We start from the raw sequence: 17,409 nt of genomic DNA, 5'->3' as shown, positions 1-17,409 counted from the left end.
ACCACCTCCGGCCTCCATAGGCTCTGCATGACAGTGATTCACGTGCAAGGGGCGGAGAGATCCCCGCCCCTCTCTCTTCAGACGTCGAATCGGGAATCCGCGGCGATGCGCGAAGCAAATGCCATCTGCTTGCTCGCCGTGTCATGATGGTGATGGGATCCGAAAGAATCGGAGTGATGGTGCCCATCTGCGAGAAGCGCAGATTTCTCGTCTCTGAACTCACTGATGCTCAGAGACTGCATATCCGCCTGGATGGACGTCGACGCCGCAATGTCATTGGCGAAAGTTCCGTTCGATGCAGCAGCAGAAGCCGAACCTGCGGCCGCGACACCCGCAATGATCAGCGTGAGGGACGAGAGAGTCTTCACAGCAGTGCGTTGGGTCATTTTTCTTTACTCCATGTAATGGTGGGCATTTGATCTTCTGAGCTGCGAACGTGATCAGCGTTGTGGCTCAACTTGATTCAACGGCCCGCCGGCATCCAGCTGCAACCTCGCTGCTGTGCCGCGCACAGCTTCCGCCGCGCTTGGGCGGTTGCGCCCCAGCTTTCACTGCGTGCAGAGGGCAACCATCACGGGTCGAGCGCTTGCATTTGCGCTTGCGTGCTGGCCCTGAAAGGACGTCACTGTCGCTAACGTCTTGGCCAAGGATAGGGAGGACGCGGCGTTCATCCCGCATCGCCACGTGTCAGAAGCAGCGTCCTCAGCGCATTCAAGAAGAGATTCGTGCGAGAACCGACATATGTAGGCCTGCTACAGAATTGACGATCTGTATTGGCGCTCACACACTTCCCCGCACGCCCTGTGCAAGGCAGCATAGGAAGGGGAGTATTCATGGAGTTCCGCACTGATTCACTGTCCGCCCGGATCCGCGTTGCGCGTATCAGCAACGGGCTATCTCAAACCGATCTCGCCAAAGCCCTGAACGTAAACCGGGCGACGGTGGGCCACTGGGAACGCGAACTAGGCTTCGTGCCGTCTATCGACCATCTGCATGCGCTGAGCAGGGTCACGTGCGTGAGCGTATCTTGGCTGATTACGGGGGACACCATCGCGGATGGTGGCAAGCCAGAAGGAATGCGCCTGCAGATGGAAGCCCACATGTTGACGGCATCGCGCAACCTGCCGATCTCCCTCCTCGACAACATTGTTGAGTTGATGAGGTCTGCCGAACGCCATATCTGACGTCGTCCCGACGACTGAACCACACGTAGTGGCTGGCCGGACAAATCCTATATACCCCGCCGGAGTAGTCCGATGGTGATCGGCGCACCGCCCCCTCACCATCAAGCGCCCCTCCGCAGGAATCCACACATGAGCTTGGCGCTGGTCCACAGCCGTGCCCGCGCCGGGGTCGATGCCCCGCTGGTGCGGATCGAAGTGCATCTCTCCGGCGGCCTGCCGGTCACCCAGATTGTCGGCCTGGCCGAGACCAGCGTGCGCGAATCACGCGAGCGCGTGCGTGCCGCCCTGCTCTGCGCGCGCTTCGACTTCCCGCAGCGGCGCATCACCTTGAACCTGGCCCCCGCGGACCTGCCGAAAGAAGGTGGTCGCTACGATCTGGCCATCGCGCTGGGCATCCTCGCGGCCAGCGGTCAGGTAGACCCACAGTCGCTGCTGCAGTACGAGTTCCTCGGCGAACTTGGCCTGACCGGCGAGCTGCGCGCGGTGTCCGGTGCACTGCCGGCCGCCATTGCCGCCGCCGAAGCCGGACGCATCCTGATCGTGCCCCCGGCCAATGCCGCTGAAGCCGCCCTCGCCCAGCACGCCGATGTGCGAGTGGCGCGCACGCTGCTGGAATGCTGCGCCGGGCTGGGCAACCCGCGTTTGCTACCGCAGGTGGAACGCGTGGACACCACGCCGCTGCCATTGCCGGATCTGGCCGACGTACGCGGGCAGGCGCTCGCACGCCGAGCGTTGGAGGTGGCCGCGGCCGGTGGTCACCATCTGTTGCTGATCGGCAGCCCCGGCTGCGGCAAGACCCTGCTGGCCTCGCGCCTGCCCAGCCTGCTGCCGGATTCCGAAGAGATCGATGCCCTGCAGTTGGCGGCCATTACCTCGGTCAGCGGCGAAGGGCTGGACCCGAAGCGTTGGCGACAGCGGCCGTTCCGGGCGCCGCACCACAGTGCGAGCGCTGCGGCTTTGGTGGGGGGCGGTTGTCATCCACAACGGATAGCGAGACTCAACATTGGTTTACTGGAATCCCGCGCGGCAGTGACAGCGGCCGGATGGAATGTACACCTTTGATTCATAACTACTTTTGTACAGCCACATAGTCACTGCCCAGCGTATGCGGCTATGAAGGGCGCGCTGGAAACCGCAACCCGCTATCTCGCGCTGAAGCTAGCGCCGAGGGGAGTCGCGGTGAGCTCTGTGTCCCCTGGCGCCACCGAAACCGACTTCTTCGGCGGTGCTGTGCGCGACGATGCGGCTGTGAACCAGCACGTGGCACAACACACGGCAATGTGGCGCCCGGGTCGCCCCGACGACATCGGCAAGGCCGTGGCAATCCTGCTGGCGGGAGTAATCGTTGGGTCGCCGGCCAGCGCATTGAGGCCTCAGTAGGGATGCTCTTCTAGGCCTTAAGGTGAAGTGACGATGTCCGGTTCTGGCCAGAAGTAGACATTTGGACGGCCTGGCGGCTAGCCCGGTGGTAACGTCCGCCTTCGACCCAAAGCTGCCAGTCGTGCAGAGCCACAGGCAACTGCACGAGCCTTGTTCAGGCTTCTCATCAGTGCCCGTGAAAGCGGGGGAACCCGCTATTAAAGACCGTACTTGTGCTTCCGATTCTTGAAGGCAGGCTCGGTGCCCTCGAGAATTTCAACGACAATGGCCTTGATTTCCGGCGACTCAATCCCGCCCGAGACGTAGTTGAACGTGTTGGTCGCCTTGTCGCAGGTCGCGCAGATGATCTGCTCTGCATCGCACACCACCGCCAAGTTGGGGTTGTGCGTCACCATGATGACCTGGCGCCGCTGCTTGGCCGCCTTGATGCACTTGACCAGTACCTTATAGATGGTCTGGTTGTCCAGGTTCTCCTCGGGCTGGTCGATGATGATCGGAATGTCGTCCTTGTCCACCAACAGGTAGAAGACCAGCAAGAGTAGGCCGCGCTCGCCCGGCGAAAGCTGGCTGATCTCTTGGCCGTCGAACGTGAGCGAATAGCGAGGTTCGAGATAGCTCATGCCATAGAGATAGTCGAGGATGTCCTGGGGATCTCCGCCTTTTCGGAGTTGGTCGGCGATCCTGGTCTCGCGGCCGCCGCCGGACTCACGCCGGTCAAAGCGCAGCATGTCGTCGATAGTCTCGAGGAAATGAAGCGTCGACTCCACGTCTCCGAAGTTGACCTCTTTGAGCAGACCACGCATGAGCTGACCGCTCTCGTCAACGCCGGCAAAACTTCCGCGCGCCTGCCGATTGATTCGAGGAAAGAATTGGTCTTGGAAGTCCGACTCTTCGATCCGCACCGCAAAATCCAGCGGCAGGTGCATGTCCATCTGCGCAGCCGATTTGACGAATTCCTGCACCGGCCCATACAGGCGGCGGTATTCCTCGACCGTCTTGCCCAGTTGCTCGTGGACCGTCTTGGCCAGTTCCACGCGGCGCGCCCGCAGCTCCTCCAGCTTGGCGGGCAGGGCGGCCAGCGAGTCAATCTCGGCCTTGAACCATTCAATGGACTGCGGCTTGTCCTTGCTGCCGGTGAGCTCCGCTTGGGCGCGCTCCCACTTGGCGACCTGATCCTTGAAGAGGATAAACAGGCGCTGCTTCTCGCCGAGCTTGCTCTTGATGTCAGCCATCGCCACCTCGGCCGCCTCGCGCCGCTTAGACAGGCCTGTGGGTTCTTGATTGGCGAGGGCCGCGTCGATGAACGCGATGGATTCCTTGGTTGTCTTGACGAGCGCGTCAATCCACGAGGTGTCGATCCTCAGCTCGACCACGTCGGACGCCTTCACGTCCGCGCCAGCTTCTACGAGCATGGGGGCCAACTCCACGACGAACTGATCGTGAGCTTTCTTGTGGTTCGCGATAGCTTGGACGATGCGGCTAAGGACGGCTTGACGCTTCGCCTCGGCGACCTTCTTGTCGCGGAGACGCTTCTCTTCATCGCCCAGCCTATTGAGCTCGTCTTCGAGAGTTTGAATCTTCTCGGTGGCCGCCTTCGACTCCTCCTGGGCCGCTCCCGATGCCGTGGGGTCTTCCACCTGAGCGGGCTTCGATGCCACCAGGGAGTTGAACTCAGCGACCTTGGCATCAAGCTGCTCTTGCAGCGACTGCCTGAACTCCGGCGTCAGCCTACGTTCGGTTTGCAGAATCTCCGCGTTGGCCTTGGAGATTTCCTTGACGACCTGTTCGCTCGCGCTGTCGATCTCCGCGACCTTGAAGTCGAGCAGCTCGTCCATAGACGTGTAGCCCAGCCGGGCGTCCTCCGGAACGTGCGTGTAGATGATCTTGCGCAGCTCGGTGTCGAACGTTGCCGAGCCGCCGTCGCCGAGCTCGTTGCACAGCGTCTCGAGGTAGCTCTGCGGCAGATACTTCACCCGCTCGACGCTTGTCTCCGACGGGTCTTGGTCTAGCTGGCGCTCGGACTCGGTGCCGTCGTGCCAGCCGAGCGCGCCGAGGAAGTGCTGCGCGAGCTTGTTCCTCGGGTTGCGAAACCGCGTGTCCTTGAGAAAAGAAAAGCTCTTGAAGTTCTTGGTGTCGCCGGCCAGCGCGGCGATGTCGGCCATGGCGCTCTTGCCGCTCCCCTTGTTGCCGATGATGGCGACCAAGTCATGGCTCAGCGGCATGTCGACGCTAAACCAAGGATCGGCTAGCGTGGAACCGGCCCTACGGCTGATGCGTATTTTTGAGGCGTATTTGGTGCGGTTGGCATCGACCAAAAGCCGTTTGGGCGGCGTGTCGCCGATAAATACTCGATCCTCAAATTCGGTGATCGCTTGCACAAGACCCTTGAAGGTTGGGTCCGCCTTAATCCAAGTGAAGCAGTTGCCAATCCTGTCTTTGTTGGGTGAGTTGCTAAGGGCATGGGCGTCGGAGCAGTCGAGCAACTTATCCAATACGTTGGACTCAGTGAGCGATCTTCTCGCCGTTGCATAATCTGCGGGATTTGCTGCAGCAGTGAAAACCAAGTCTGCCCTGTTAATGATGTTTCGCTTTTCTGCGATCGACTGCCCATCCCATTTCAGGTTGGCCCATTCAGTCTTCCCAATGGCAAGTAAATGCTTCCCGATCAAATGGTGCTTGTTGAGAGCCTCGGTTACTTTCTCCAAGCTCACGCACAAGTTGTTAAATCCTTCCTCGAGAGGCGAAGCGAAGTCGGCCTTTTTATCGGCAGGCGCCGCATCGATGATCATCTGTCCAAGCTCCCCGAGGCTATCTCTGGTGATGGCACCTCTCCATTTACCTTTTAGATCTGCGGAGTCGGGGATCAAGTCATAGCTGGCGAATAGTGAACCTAAGAACTGCTGGCGGATGATCTCAGGCTCCAGAGCGTCGAAGATGACGTGCAAATTGATGCGGGTCCAGTCGGACTGGGAGTAGCTGCCGTCTTTAGCCCTCTTAACGACACCGCCAAACTTGTCTAGCCGCAGCTCGATGACAGGTAGCAGCAGATCAATGTTTTTGAGGCGACCTTGTTCGAGCTTTGCCTTACGCGCGCGCTCATAGCCTTCAATGAAGATGTAGTCGTTGATGCCGATGACCTTGAACTCAGGCGGCAGGGCTTCAAGGTCGGTCAGGAATGCTTCCCAGGCTTCGTCTTGGCTGGCGCCGGGGTAGTGGTGCACCAGCGACGAAGGCGTGTGGACGTGCAAGTCCCACTTTTTCCATGTCGACCCGGCAGGATTGTTCGTCATAGCTCCCCCCATGAATTGTTAGCCGATGCAAACCCAGGCTTCTTCCTTCTTCGAGCTTGTCACCATCAAAGTGTCCGCGTCAATTGAATGGCAATTTGAAGAACCTGACTCATGGAACTTCGGACCATAGCTAAGCAGGCGCTATTCTTCCATCGCCTCATTCACTGGCGAGAGCCGATAGCACCTCGGATGTCAGGAAGGACCGCTTCTGGCCGGTAGGAGACATTAGCTTCGGGTCCGGTTTGGCGTTGAAGCACGCAGTTGCCGAACGCCGGCTCTTTCCTGACGGCACGCGATCAGACCCGCCTTACCGGAGCCCCTCGAGCGTCGTTTTTATACGCCTCTGGCCGAGAGCGCCCAATGCCTGTTGGTCCGCAAGCACTCGTACGCGGTGATTGCGATCACCGCGTCTATTGCGGCACGCGCTGAAGTCGTCCACGTCGAAGCCTATCGAGTGTTAAGGACGCCCAGGTGCAGCGGTGCTACTTAGGCCGCGGCAGCACCGGGAGGGCCGTAACCACGCCAATCCGAGAAACAAGACGATACGACTCCTATGTCGGGCGGAGTCAGACTGTTGAATGATGGTAGCGCCTGCCTCGCGTTGAGCGGTTTCTTCGCCAGCCTCCAGCCGATCCGCGCGGGCAACGCGGTCGATCGCTGTGACCGTGCTGCCTATCGAATCCTCACAACGGTGCATTCGTATCTCAATTCCACCTCATACTTCACTTGGTCTTGTGATTTCACCTGCGGGGGACATATGAACTCACCTTTCCCAGATTTCCACATGTAGATCGAGCCTGCGCGCCTGCTGACCTCCACCTCGAAATTGCCCTCGTTATCTACGCATTCCGCAGTGAACCATCTCGCCATAGTGCTTTTGATCCTTCCATACTAGTAATAAGAGATCGAGCTACCGCTTGGGTAGAGACAAGCCGACGTATTGCGGCCCTGGAAGAGGCGCTCGCGATCGCGCCGCAGAAGGGCGGGCGCCTCTGTAGTCAAACCCCTGACTGCTGGCAGGTAGCTGGTTGAGCCACATCATCAATCAAGCATCATACTATCTTCGCGTTGTCCCGCACGAACCTACCGAATGCCTGTACCGTTTACGACGAAGGGTGCTATGGCTCCAGCATCTGCGTTGTCTTGTTTAGCGTTATCGGAATTACGCCAAATTGTCCTCGTGAAACTTCAAAGGCCAGGTTGCACTCCCGCGCTGTGGGGGCATTTGTAGGCTTCATGACTACCGGGGTGACGCGCTCATCAGGCATAGGCCAATTGGGCGCGTAGACCCTGATCACGTAGAGGGCACAAAAGGGGTTATAAGTCCTGTCAGCGGTAATGCGACGTGCATGCTCCAACTCTGCCGCCAAACAGTCAGCCCAAGTGCAGTAGTACCGGGTGTCGAAGCCGTCAATGCCAGGATCATTGGAAAGATGCACGAGCTCGATGATATGGCGCGGATCTATCCCATCATCAGCCATCTCTTCTGCCATTGGGGAGGGCAGCTCCTCAGGGCTTGCGTTGATCGGCATCCGCAAAAGCGGAAGCTGCTTAACGAGTGTTTTTGCCTTTTTATGCAGCAGCGCATGCTCGCCAAGCTGATACTTTTTGAAGAATTGGGAAGTGCCATTCATCACGTGCATGTCCTTATGTGTCAGTCCCGGGTTAGCAGCACCCGATCGACGCTGAGTGATCCATCAACCATTGGCAAGCCGACGGTGTTGTCAGCCAATGCGCATATCAACTCCGTCAATGCACTATCAACAATTGCGTCTAATGTGCATACGTTGGGTACTAGGCGTCAACTAGAGTGGAGGAAGTATCTCACTGTAAGGTTGAGATCGACCGTCAGGAGATTTCTTACGACCAATTAACAATGTGGATCAACTGCTGCCGAGTTGCGGACAGACAGATAGGGTTGGCGTTCGTCCTCAATGGATGGGCGCACGGAGGCGAGCCTCACAATCTGGCAGCACCAGTGCCCGCAGTACTCAGTCTAAATTTGGGAGACACGGTGCCGCTACCGAAGGAGCCGCACTCCATGATGCTCTTGAATGACCGACTTCACGCTCTACCCTGCTGACGATCGAAACTGGTTCATCCGCCACATTGATGGCTTCGTCAAACCACACTTGGGAACCACCTCGGCTTCCGTTCGGTGTGAGCTGGCACCGATCCCCGAGGAATGGACGGAGGAGCCTTCTCAGCTCAGCCCCTCGAAAGTGGCCCACCTGTTCGGTCGCCGCAATCCAGAGACCATCATCACAACGATCCTGGTCGGCGCGATCCCATCAATGCTGATTGGCCTCGTTTTTAGGCAGGGTGCCTACGTTGGATCCCTGCCGGCGGTGGATCTGTCACTCAGTAGCGCGCTGCAGGAGGCCGAGGCCTCAGACCTACATGGCTACGACCGCGAGTCTGCAGCCAGTCGGGCGGTTCATGCCAGCACCGAGGTTGATCGCACAAAGAGGGGTCATCCCGTCATCGTCCTCACTGAGGAGCAGCTTCACCTTTCCAGTGATGCTCGCCGCCACAGCGAGTTCCTGGTCGTCAGAGACGACAGCGATCCCGATCCTAGCAACCATATTGAGTTCGTGATTCCACGCGTAGTCATCTACCGGACCTATTACGGCTTCAACACCAAGATGGCCAACCTCTTCACTCAAGGACAGTGGAGCGACGTGGACTCCGAGGCTGTGTTCAAAGGCGATTTCGCAGGCAACAAGACCGAGGTGAACCTGGAGACGGGCGCCTGGCACATCGTGCTGGCCTTGGGCATGAGCGAAGACGACGCCCATCAGACGGCGCTTCTGTACTTTGATGAGTATGGAAAGGCTCAGGCGAACCGCCTGAGCAACCCGATGACGCAGGCGATGGAGCGAGTCCAACTCAACGGCGGCGCCGACGTCCATTGGTACACGAACGCGCGTCTACCGCTGGATCCAACCCGGGGCCCCTACACCGGCACCGTTTCTGGCTACTTTCTTGACCCTCGGCGCGATGGCAGCTTCCGGGGCAAGGTTTTCCTGGTTCGCGCGATTCATAGCCTCAACTTCCCACACGGACTGCCTCCAATTGGGCACATCCTGGTCAATAACAATGATCCTGGCCTTGAGCAGGAGGAGATTGACGTCCCACAGACGTGGCCGAGCAAGCCTAAGAACAAGAAGCGCCCTGGGAAGATGCCCAACGTGGACACTCACGATGCTTCGACTAGAATGCCCGGCTTCAAGCTTCCTTCGTCCAACTTCCTGATCATTCCGCAACCAGAGAGCTTCGCGCTGATCAAGGACAAGAGCACGACTCGGACCGGCCGGAAGAAGCGCAACAATGAGCAGCCGAGCCCACAAGGATCCAGCGGCAACGCGAACGGAAACGGAGAGTCGCAAAGCGCTCATGAGGCAGAGCTTGAGAAGCGTGCCCCATACCCGCTGTTCGCGGCGCTGATCGAGGCCATGGCGGCGCTTAAGGCGGAAGGGCTGATCAAGAATGCGTCACCCATCGACCCCACCAACCATGAAGAACGGGTCATGGCCGGTGGCCACGAATGCTGGAATTTTCTCAGCGAAGCCCAGCGCTTGGCGCTGGAGACGTACGACATGGGGCGATCGGATGAGCCCTATTGGCCCACTCGGTGCTGGCAGTACATCGTGTCGGGAGGCTCGCCCTACAAGGCATTGGAGCGTGCAGCTCTCGTGCTGCGCGTGGACCTACCCAATGGAAAGACCGGGATCTGGTTTGAGATCGAAACCAAAGAGGCAGAGAGCTACACGTCTGCGCTGGTAATGCATGAGAGCGGCGACATCCGTAAGGCAGTCAAGGACGGCCTGGACGTCATCTGCCAAGCCAGGGGAGTGTCGCTTTCCAAGCACTTCCGGGCAAAGAAGAAGGTCTGCCACTGCCACCCCCATTACATGGAAAAGCGGGAGGACAGCCAAGCCATACCAGGGGGGTTGGAAGCGGCGGTAGCTGCAGGACAACCGGTGGCTCCTGATGAAAACCCAAACCCCGGGGTTGAAGCTCTGGACGCACAACCCGCTGAGGCCGCAGCAGCCGCGAAGAAGGCTGGCACTTCGACGAAGAAGACGTGGAGCATGGGACCACTGATCGCTTTCTTCAAAGGCATTACTGGAGACACCGAAAGCGCCAAGAAGGACTGAAGCAAGTCCCTCCGCCTCCCCGCCCCAACTGAGCAGCAGCCCCTCCCCCTGGCCAGACCAGTGCTTCGGTGACCTTCCGATTAGCAATGACAGCAGTGGAGACCTTGGTCCGTCCGACTAAAGTCGTGGGCGGCCCATTTGACTCCACGCCAGATCCCTACCAGTATCGAAAGGACTCCATGGAGGGGGTTTCCTTCAGGAGCCACAACCGGGCGATACCGCTTGCCTGGAGACCATAAACGCCAAGGAGGGGGCCATGGCGATGTTTCCGATGTACCCGCAGTACGTGCCAATCATCAAATGGCAGCAGTACGAGCAGCGAGCCTTGATGGAGCTCGCCGCTGCAGTTGGACCTAGGGCACTTCCATGTGTGGAGGTCCGTGACTCCAAGCAGCACGCGTCCATGCTGGACTGCTACGCCAAAGTCTGGAAGTACCCGGCCCTGATCGACTACGCCAATCCGGAAGGGGTACTGACAAAAACGCGTCAGAAGGAGCTCAATCAGTTCCTTAAGCTCGTCGACGGGTCAGGCCGGCAGGCTACGCCGGTGCTGAATCCAGCGACCGCAGCTCAGGATTTCCCGGCCATTGCAGCCAATCTCGGCGGGAGGAAGGTTGCCCTTCGCCTGCGCGTGGACCTGCCAGGCATTGGGCTTGGCATCGCCTTGGTTAGAAATGCTCTCATTGTGCCTGGCTTGGCCGAGAGAGCAGAGCGACTGATCGTTGATCTCGGCAAAACCCCGAGAACCGATCCGAGCGACCTAGCAGCTTTGGCAGCTGCCTTGCAGACTTTGAAAGGCCTCGGCTTTGCCCACCTCCACCTTTCCTCCGGATCGTTCCCTGGCTCGCTGGCCAATATTGTCGGCACTGGTGAGATTGAGCGGAAGGATTGGAAATTGTGGCATAGCGTACAGGCCTTGGCGCCGCTCGCATTGGTCGGCTTCTCCGATTACGGCCCCCTCAATCCTGACTGGACAGAGGAGATCCTTCAGCGCCGAGGAAGTCGTGTAACCATCCGATATGCCCTGGATGACAAGTGGCGGATTGTTCGGGGGACCAACGCGACCAAGCAGGAGTCGGTCGCCATCTCACTGATCCTGGTCAACATGTACCCGCACGAGTATCAGGGGCCAACCTTCTCCTTCGGTGACAAGCTCATCGCGGATCGCGTAGATCCAGCTGTTCCACTGAAGAAAAAGAAAGGTGGACTTCTGCACATCACCGAGTACTGGACGCACCACATCAGCTACGTGCTGCAAAAGCAGTACTAATGCATTGCTGTTGCGCTGCTCGCTCGCGCGAGCAGCGCAGCGCGGATGTGCTCCTTGATTTCGTCAAGATCCAAAGCCTGCGCGATGTGCTGCTGAATCAAGTACAGGCTCTTGCTACGCCACCCCTTGATGTGACCTTCTTTGCGCAGCACCTCTAGCGCCTCTTCCTTGTTGAGGATCGAGGCCAGAGAAGCAGCCTTGTGGCGGACGTTCAGACCTGCTTCCCGAATGCACTGGAAGGTGCCGGTCTGGGAATCCACCACCATTGCTCCCCACCAGGGAGGCAGAAGGTCCATCGCCTTTGCGACATGGCACGGGGCCATTACCAAGGTGACCCGATCAAAGACCCAGCCATAGCGAGAACCTTGGTTGATCAAGCGAGCCAAGCTGTCCGCCTCGCTCTTGATCTCAAAGCAGTGCATCTGCTCAACCAGAACCAGATCAGCCCGAACCTCACCGCCATGCAGGCGCAGCTCCTCGATCAGGGACACCTGATGAGCTTGGGCTTGATTGGCCAGGTGACCGGCCAAGGCCTGCTTGATCTGAAGCTCTCTCATGGGATTTCTGGGCGGATTGTACAGCCGGAGCATAACACGGTTATGCTTATATGCACTTTAACAAGCGGCATTTGCATGAGAAAGCTTAAGCAGCCACAGGCATTGGCCGAAGAGTTGCGGGACAAGCTCGCGCTGGAAGGCTTGGCTGGCAGCTCCGCTATCGCACGAGCGGCGAACCTTGGCCAGCCGCAGGTCTATCGCAACCTGTTTGGACGGCCCAAGAAGGTTAGCCGGACCATGCGCGAGCTATGCAAATATGCGCACGTCGATGCATACGAGGGCACCGCAGATCCCAGCGAGTCGAAGGTGCTGATGGAGGCACTGGCCACTGTGTGGGATGGCAGCGACGTGCATGCCCGGCGCCTGGCCAAGCTGCTCTTTGCCCACCAGCAGGCGCACATGTAACAATCGGCCGCGGCCCAACGGAGGCCAAGGATGAACAAGAATTTCCCAACGGTGTCGGTGAAGAGTGCGTACGACGCGCTCAGTGCGGCCGGCTTCCCCAAAAGCTTTGTCTCACGCCTGCTACCGGAGTGGTGGGACAACGCACTATTCAAGACCAGTACCGGTGCGATCGAGTTTGCCTCGATCCTCAAGCAACGCCTTGGCCTGGACGTGCGGTTCGCCGATAGCGGCGAGCTGGAGGTTCTCGTGCCGAACCGTCCTGCACGCTACAAAAAACGAGCCGCCACGCAGGAGTCTGAGCTGCGCGTATGCGCCAACCTCGGCATGGCCTTGGGCAAGCTCGCCCGATTCTGCATGGAGCGTCCAAGCGCCCCGCTTCCAAAAGATCCGCTCAAGCTCGCCAAACAGATCCTCGCCAAGACCGACGCGCCGGCAGTCACCTTCTCAGCGCTGCTGGAATTCTGCTGGGGCATGGGAGTGCCAGTGCTGTTCCTGAAAGAGCTTCCCCGCGGTAGCAAGCGCATCACGGGAATGGCGCTGCAGATCGAGGGGAACCCCGTGATCGTACTTGGATACCAATCCAGTCAAAACGCCAGACAGCTCTTCGTCTTGGCACATGAACTCGCCCATATCTGCTTGGGACATGTTGATGAGACTGGGGTACTGGTCGATGAGGGAATGGAAGCCATTACTGATGCGATCGAACGAGAGGCGGGCCGTCCAGCTGACGCAGAAGAACGCCAAGCCGACCAATTTGCACTGCGGCTGCTTCGCAACGGGCATGTCCAGCTCCCCCTTGCCCGCGGCGGAGTGTCTGCCGCTGAGCTGGCTAATCTGGCTGTGGCCAAGGGCCGGGAACTGGGAATCGACCCCGGCCACATCATCCTCAGTTATGCCCGCGAGCATGATGATTGGATGTTGGCCAACATGGCCTTGGCGTACTTCCCGGATCAGGCCAACGCAACGGACAAGATCAAGCAGCAATTCATGACGCACTGCGACGTCGGCCGGCTGTCGGATGACAACCGGGCTTATTTGCTCAGCATGCAGGGCTTCTGATGAGCGCGGACCACTATCTTATTGACAGCGATGCAGCCAAAGCGCTCTGCCAGTACGGTCTGATGGAGGACCTGGCGACCGCGTTGGGGCTCACACTGAGCGACTTCTCCATCCTCGCCCAGCTGCGGTACCAACTCCATCTGGCCAATCCTGCTAAGGCGCTCAAGAAGCTCGGTAGCAAACTGGCGTTCGACCAGGCCGGCGAGCTGGTGGCCAATGCGAGCGAAGTGGTCGTGTTACTTGATTCGGCGAACTATGCTCTGCTTGAAGGCACCCCTGATATCGATGGCGGTGAGTTGGCCCTGTTTGCCGCCATGTGCGATGACAACGCTGCAGGCCTGATCACGGGGGACAAGCGCTCCCTGGTCGCCCTCTGCAAGGTCGAGGGCCCTATCCAGGAGAGTTTCAGCTGGGCCCAGATTCTTTGCCTTGAAGAGGCAATTGCACTGCTGATCGGCCACTTCGGCTGGATGTACGTATCCGAGCGAGTCCGTGAGCGGCCCGATGTGAACGTTGCAATTTCCAACATCTTCGGCAGATCAGCTGCTGCCCCTGAGGCAGCTATCTCAGAGGGGCTGCAGAGCTATCTCAAGGAGCTGCAGGTCAACACTGCCGGCAAGTACTGTTCGCCTTACCTGTCCGGACTGACCAACTAGTCACACCTCGGGGGTTGCCATGACGTTCAAGTTTCCCGTCGGGCCAGCCACAGGGCTGTGCAACATCTGCGGCAAACACAGCGATCTAACCGTTAATCACGTGCCACCGAAGGCCTGGGCCAAAGGAATTGCCCTGCGCGTCTCCAGCGTTGCTGACTCAATCTCAGGGGATAAGCGGCCGCCTTCTTACAAGATGCCCGATGGCGTCTGCTTCCGCTCCCTATGCAAGACATGCAATGGAGCGATCATGGCGCCCTACGACAGGGCACTGATCTCCATGACCGATCAGATATCCAGTCTCCTGTCTGATCGCCGAAAGCTCACCTACTATCAATCCATCAAGGTGCGTCCCCAGCAAGTCGCACGAGGGATCCTTGGTCATATGTGCTCGGTAGGGCTTGGCAGGTATGACGAAAAGCTCAGCAAGCACCTCTTTGATCCTAGCTCAGATCTTCTTGGCGAAGCTCGACTGAGCTATTGGGTGTACCCCTACTCTGGACGCACTGTGATTCGCGACCTGGCGATGGGGAACTTCGGTACCAGGCAGGCGACCGCCATGTACATCCTCAAGAGCTACCCCGTAGCGTTCGCCATGGCGTGGAGGAAGGACTTCCTCTTTGACAAATGGCAGCCGCAGAACTTCGACAGATACGCCGGCGCCGGCCCAGCCGATGAAGTTGATCTACCTTTGGAGTTTGTAGGCCTGCCAGGTCAGCTCTGGCCCGAACACGTGCAAGGCAACCATTTCGCTGGGATGCACGATGACGGTGCATTCATCGCAAGAGAGAGGGATCCACGCCGAGCGCTAGGGAAGTAGCCGCCCTGTAGGTCACTCCGAATAGACGGCGGACACGCCGAAGTCCGATGGCCTTGGCTACGAACCAACGATCCCTAGCGATAATCCTCGCTGGCCATCATGGTCGAAAGGACCGAGAGATCACTCACCTGCAGGTTCTGGACGCTCTCAACTTGATTGTCCTTGATGATCGCCAAGAAGCTGAACCCAAACTCGTCAAGCTCAACCTCCACCTCACCTTCAACAGACTCCAGGGGAATGCGTACCTTGTCCTCGCTGTCGTAGATAGCGGTGTCCCAATCGGGCGCGGTGAAATGAACCAAGGCCTCGGGCTCACACCTCCCAAACCCAATGTATTGATCGGCCTCTCCGTTGACGCGGTAGAGCGAGGTGACGGTAACAGCGCGAACCCTCTCGATCCCCAGGACTTCTACGTCAGCATCGTCCACGTCTCGCGCCTCTACCGATTCCCCGATGATCGCGTCTTCCAAGGGCACCTCAAAGAGGTCAGGTCGCTGCTCAAGCAATTGGATCATGCTCTCCCCCTCAGGTTCGATCCCCAATGCATTGAGGAGCTTAGGCATGGTCTTTACCTGCGCGATGTGCGGGTGCTGCTCGCATGCCTGCGTGAAGTCACCGTCAAGCGACCAGATGATCAGCGGCTTCTCTGCGCTCACATCGGAACTGATTGCAGCAAAGACAAAGGCATCAGGGAATTGATTCTTCTTTGCCGAAGCGCCAAAAAGGCCGGTCCCGTCCGTGTACTGCGAAAGCACATGGTTGGGCTTTACGCTATCGATGCTACGTATCTCAGCCTTCATACGAGTGATCATCTGCAACGACACAAGCTTCTTGTGACGTGCAAAGAAGGTTGATCGAAGGGCCTCCCTGTCCAGCACTGGGATGTCGATGCCCATGAGCTGCTTGGCCGCTTTGCTCAGCTCCCCTTTCGTCAGGGGCTCCAGTCGCTCCACGTCAGAGTTCCGGAAATGCTTGGTAACTTCGCTGATGGTCAGGTCGGTAGACAGGATCTTGATCAAACCGTGCTCCACGAGCTCCTCCAGCGTGGAAGCCTCTGCCTTCTTGAAGCCTTGCCCCATCCCAATCCACACATTTGCGTCGACAAAGACGTGCTTGGGCTGGTGAGACATGCGGGCTCCTGGATGCGTACGTGGATACAGCGATGGATTCTTGCACCCGCTCATAGCAAGCACCAGCCTTCGTGCAGGAGCGTCACTGCCACAGTCACTGCAAGCGCCCCCTACGATCCGTGCGAGCTTCCACCCTTTCCCGAATGGCGCAAACGGAGGTATGTCAGCGTGCCCAGCCGACCTGTGCCCCCGGGGCAGACCGGGGCCTGTTAGCTACCAACTGCGCATTCCAATGCGTACTACACTTGACCCAAGGCACGCGGCTTAGCTGGCCCCTTGCTCCCTCGTCTGGATGCGCACATTTCTGCGCATAACTAGCATCATTGGTCGTAACGAGCAGATTTGCGCGCAAATGGAGCCGATGCCATTCCAGTCACCTGGCGAGATCGTTGAGGCGCTGGGCCAGCGTGTCAAAGCACGTCGGCTCGCGGCAAACGTCTCGCAGTCTGCTTTGGCAGACAAGGCGGGCATCTCCCGTCGTGCCTTGGTGCAGCTCGAAAGCGGTCAAGGATCAACCTTGCACACGCTAGTCAGCGTGTTCAAGGCACTGGGTTTGGATCACCAACTCAACCAGCTAGCACCATCCCCGCTAGTCAGCCCGATGGCCATGCTGAAGGCGAAGCGATCACGTAGCCGCGCACGCTGATCAGCTTGTCCTTCGTCTCGTCCAACGCGGCACAATCAACCTCACATTCCGCCTGGAAGCTATCCGACGCCGCCGGCATGAAAAGGAGAGCCCCATAAGATCCCTCTGGGGCAATTCATTGCCTCCAGCTGGATCCCAGGAGCTTCCACCTTGTTGGTCGGTGCCCTCAGGCCGGGGCTCATAGTCCCAACCGGCGTTGGTTCGGCACGTGAGCGCAGGTGGGCGTAGCATCGAGCGTGCGCTGCAAGAGCATGCCCTCATGACCCAGCCCTTCTCTAATGACGACCCGAGGCTTGCGGGACCGGCCCTGATGGCGTTCACGAAGATCGCTGACGCCTGGTCACTGACGGTTGTGGAGCAATCAGCACTCCTGGCCCAACCCGTATCGACCGCCTTCACCCCGGCGGCGGCAGAGGGGGGTGACGACCGTTGGCAAGAGACATTGACGCGGGTGAGTTACCTGATTGGGATCTATCAATTGCTGCACACGATCTTTAGCAATCCGCAGCAGGCGGACAGCTGGGTCCGGCGACCAAACAAGGGGGTCCTGTTCAAAGGGGACAGTGCTCTGCAGCTCATGTGCGGCGGCCGCTTGGAGGACTTGGCGGCTGTTCGCCGGCACTTGGAAATCGAAGGGCTAGGGCTGAGCTGATCCGCACCTGCATCTGCATCTGCGGGTCATCTGCACACCAGCAACGACGATTGGGGCGAAGCCGCTGGGACCAACGAACGGCAGAACTTCTCCTGCTCGGTCCCCCGAAACGCTTGATGTACGGCCCATTGGCCGGTCATGCAAAGCTGGGTGCAGGTAGTCTCGCCACCCCGTCCCCCCAAAAGACAAAGCCCCCGGTAGCA

15 protein-coding genes and 1 pseudogene are annotated in these 17,409 nt (G+C 58.9%); 11 read left to right on the top strand and 5 right to left on the bottom strand.

Translation table 11 applies throughout. The features are described from left to right. Window positions 1-77: 77 nt before the first annotated feature. Window positions 78-386 (bottom strand): hypothetical protein, encoded by a 309-nt coding sequence (locus tag ABIA73_RS09245; RefSeq protein ID WP_059065428.1) that lies wholly within the window; start codon window positions 384-386, stop codon window positions 78-80. A 447-nt stretch (window positions 387-833) separates the two neighbouring features. Here ABIA73_RS09245 and ABIA73_RS09240 point away from each other — a divergent pair, with 447 nt between their 5' ends. The 3 genes and pseudogenes from ABIA73_RS09240 (at window position 834) to ABIA73_RS09230 (ending at window position 2,564) form a co-directional block, all read left to right on the top strand. After that, window positions 834-1,184 (top strand): helix-turn-helix domain-containing protein, encoded by a 351-nt coding sequence (locus ABIA73_RS09240; protein WP_025874546.1) that lies wholly within the window; start codon window positions 834-836, stop codon window positions 1,182-1,184. A 129-nt stretch (window positions 1,185-1,313) separates the two neighbouring features. After that, window positions 1,314-2,165 (top strand): annotated as a pseudogene (locus ABIA73_RS09235) (magnesium chelatase domain-containing protein); the annotation flags it as partial. 132 nt (window positions 2,166-2,297) lie between these two features. Beyond that, window positions 2,298-2,564 (top strand): SDR family oxidoreductase, encoded by a 267-nt coding sequence (locus tag ABIA73_RS09230; protein WP_354275690.1) that lies wholly within the window; start codon window positions 2,298-2,300, stop codon window positions 2,562-2,564. Between the two features lie 197 nt (window positions 2,565-2,761). Here the strand turns inward: ABIA73_RS09230 and ABIA73_RS09225 are convergent, their stop codons facing one another. Continuing rightward, the gene (locus tag ABIA73_RS09225; protein ID WP_354275689.1) at window positions 2,762-5,854 is read right to left on the bottom strand and encodes a TrlF family AAA-like ATPase; all 3,093 of its coding nucleotides are present in this window, start codon (window positions 5,852-5,854) and stop codon (window positions 2,762-2,764) included. Between the two features lie 1,118 nt (window positions 5,855-6,972). Then, window positions 6,973-7,488 (bottom strand): hypothetical protein, encoded by a 516-nt coding sequence (locus tag ABIA73_RS09220; protein ID WP_354275688.1) that lies wholly within the window; start codon window positions 7,486-7,488, stop codon window positions 6,973-6,975. A gap of 420 nt (window positions 7,489-7,908) precedes the next feature. On the opposite strand from ABIA73_RS09220, the gene ABIA73_RS09215 reads away from it, so the two are divergent. After that, window positions 7,909-10,014, top strand: coding sequence for a hypothetical protein (locus tag ABIA73_RS09215; protein WP_354275687.1), 2,106 nt, complete (start codon window positions 7,909-7,911; stop codon window positions 10,012-10,014). Window positions 10,015-10,270: 256 nt separating this feature from the next. Next, window positions 10,271-11,284 (top strand): beta family protein, encoded by a 1,014-nt coding sequence (locus ABIA73_RS09210; protein ID WP_354275686.1) that lies wholly within the window; start codon window positions 10,271-10,273, stop codon window positions 11,282-11,284. Here ABIA73_RS09210 and ABIA73_RS09205 read toward each other — a convergent pair. Beyond that, entirely contained in the window at window positions 11,281-11,841 is a 561-nt protein-coding gene (locus tag ABIA73_RS09205; RefSeq protein WP_354275685.1) for a sce7726 family protein, read from the bottom strand. The two genes, ABIA73_RS09210 and ABIA73_RS09205, sit on opposite strands and share 4 nt — an antisense overlap. Window positions 11,842-11,916: 75 nt before the next feature. Between ABIA73_RS09205 and ABIA73_RS09200 the strand changes: the two genes are divergently transcribed. The 4 genes from ABIA73_RS09200 (at window position 11,917) to ABIA73_RS09185 (ending at window position 14,778) form a co-directional block, all read left to right on the top strand. Further along, window positions 11,917-12,246, top strand: a complete 330-nt coding sequence (locus tag ABIA73_RS09200; protein WP_354275684.1) for a hypothetical protein — start codon at window positions 11,917-11,919, stop codon at window positions 12,244-12,246. A gap of 30 nt (window positions 12,247-12,276) precedes the next feature. Further along, the gene (locus ABIA73_RS09195) at window positions 12,277-13,305 is read left to right on the top strand and encodes an ImmA/IrrE family metallo-endopeptidase (protein ID WP_354275683.1); all 1,029 of its coding nucleotides are present in this window, start codon (window positions 12,277-12,279) and stop codon (window positions 13,303-13,305) included. After that, a complete protein-coding gene (locus ABIA73_RS09190) occupies window positions 13,305-13,961 on the top strand; it encodes a hypothetical protein (protein ID WP_072167952.1) in 657 nt (218 codons plus the stop codon). Before ABIA73_RS09195 ends, ABIA73_RS09190 begins: the two co-directional genes overlap by 1 nt. Before the next feature lie 247 nt (window positions 13,962-14,208). After that, complete coding sequence (locus tag ABIA73_RS09185) at window positions 14,209-14,778, top strand: hypothetical protein (RefSeq protein WP_354275682.1); 570 nt, start codon at window positions 14,209-14,211, stop codon at window positions 14,776-14,778. A 74-nt stretch (window positions 14,779-14,852) separates the two neighbouring features. Here ABIA73_RS09185 and ABIA73_RS09180 read toward each other — a convergent pair whose 3' ends face one another. Next, window positions 14,853-15,908 carry a PIN domain-containing protein gene (locus tag ABIA73_RS09180; protein WP_354275681.1) on the bottom strand — a complete coding sequence of 352 codons (1,056 nt, stop codon included), beginning with the start codon at window positions 15,906-15,908 and terminating at the stop codon, window positions 14,853-14,855. A gap of 292 nt (window positions 15,909-16,200) precedes the next feature. Here ABIA73_RS09180 and ABIA73_RS09175 point away from each other — a divergent pair, with 292 nt between their 5' ends. Further along, entirely contained in the window at window positions 16,201-16,554 is a 354-nt protein-coding gene (locus ABIA73_RS09175) for a helix-turn-helix domain-containing protein (protein WP_354275680.1), read from the top strand. Window positions 16,555-16,813: 259 nt separating this feature from the next. Further along, window positions 16,814-17,206, top strand: coding sequence for an antitoxin Xre/MbcA/ParS toxin-binding domain-containing protein (locus tag ABIA73_RS09170; protein ID WP_354275679.1), 393 nt, complete (start codon window positions 16,814-16,816; stop codon window positions 17,204-17,206). Window positions 17,207-17,409 lie beyond the last annotated feature (203 nt).

The organism is Stenotrophomonas sp. 2694 (assembly GCF_040548715.1).
In the GTDB taxonomy this organism is placed as follows: domain Bacteria; phylum Pseudomonadota; class Gammaproteobacteria; order Xanthomonadales; family Xanthomonadaceae; genus Stenotrophomonas; species Stenotrophomonas indicatrix.
The sequence above is the reverse complement of the archived record's forward strand: the minus strand, read 5'-3'. Positions and strand labels throughout refer to the sequence as shown.

Coding starts and splice junctions, on each gene's coding strand:
- ABIA73_RS09245 (WP_059065428.1), bottom strand. CDS start 386: ATGACCCAACGCACTGCTGTGAAGACTCTCTCGTCCCTCACGCTGATC.
- ABIA73_RS09240 (WP_025874546.1), top strand. CDS start 834: ATGGAGTTCCGCACTGATTCACTGTCCGCCCGGATCCGCGTTGCGCGT.
- ABIA73_RS09230 (WP_354275690.1), top strand. CDS start 2,298: ATGAAGGGCGCGCTGGAAACCGCAACCCGCTATCTCGCGCTGAAGCTA.
- ABIA73_RS09225 (WP_354275689.1), bottom strand. CDS start 5,854: ATGACGAACAATCCTGCCGGGTCGACATGGAAAAAGTGGGACTTGCAC.
- ABIA73_RS09220 (WP_354275688.1), bottom strand. CDS start 7,488: ATGAATGGCACTTCCCAATTCTTCAAAAAGTATCAGCTTGGCGAGCAT.
- ABIA73_RS09215 (WP_354275687.1), top strand. CDS start 7,909: ATGACCGACTTCACGCTCTACCCTGCTGACGATCGAAACTGGTTCATC.
- ABIA73_RS09210 (WP_354275686.1), top strand. CDS start 10,271: ATGGCGATGTTTCCGATGTACCCGCAGTACGTGCCAATCATCAAATGG.
- ABIA73_RS09205 (WP_354275685.1), bottom strand. CDS start 11,841: ATGAGAGAGCTTCAGATCAAGCAGGCCTTGGCCGGTCACCTGGCCAAT.
- ABIA73_RS09200 (WP_354275684.1), top strand. CDS start 11,917: ATGAGAAAGCTTAAGCAGCCACAGGCATTGGCCGAAGAGTTGCGGGAC.
- ABIA73_RS09195 (WP_354275683.1), top strand. CDS start 12,277: ATGAACAAGAATTTCCCAACGGTGTCGGTGAAGAGTGCGTACGACGCG.
- ABIA73_RS09190 (WP_072167952.1), top strand. CDS start 13,305: ATGAGCGCGGACCACTATCTTATTGACAGCGATGCAGCCAAAGCGCTC.
- ABIA73_RS09185 (WP_354275682.1), top strand. CDS start 14,209: ATGGCGCCCTACGACAGGGCACTGATCTCCATGACCGATCAGATATCC.
- ABIA73_RS09180 (WP_354275681.1), bottom strand. CDS start 15,908: ATGTCTCACCAGCCCAAGCACGTCTTTGTCGACGCAAATGTGTGGATT.
- ABIA73_RS09175 (WP_354275680.1), top strand. CDS start 16,201: ATGCGCACATTTCTGCGCATAACTAGCATCATTGGTCGTAACGAGCAG.
- ABIA73_RS09170 (WP_354275679.1), top strand. CDS start 16,814: ATGACCCAGCCCTTCTCTAATGACGACCCGAGGCTTGCGGGACCGGCC.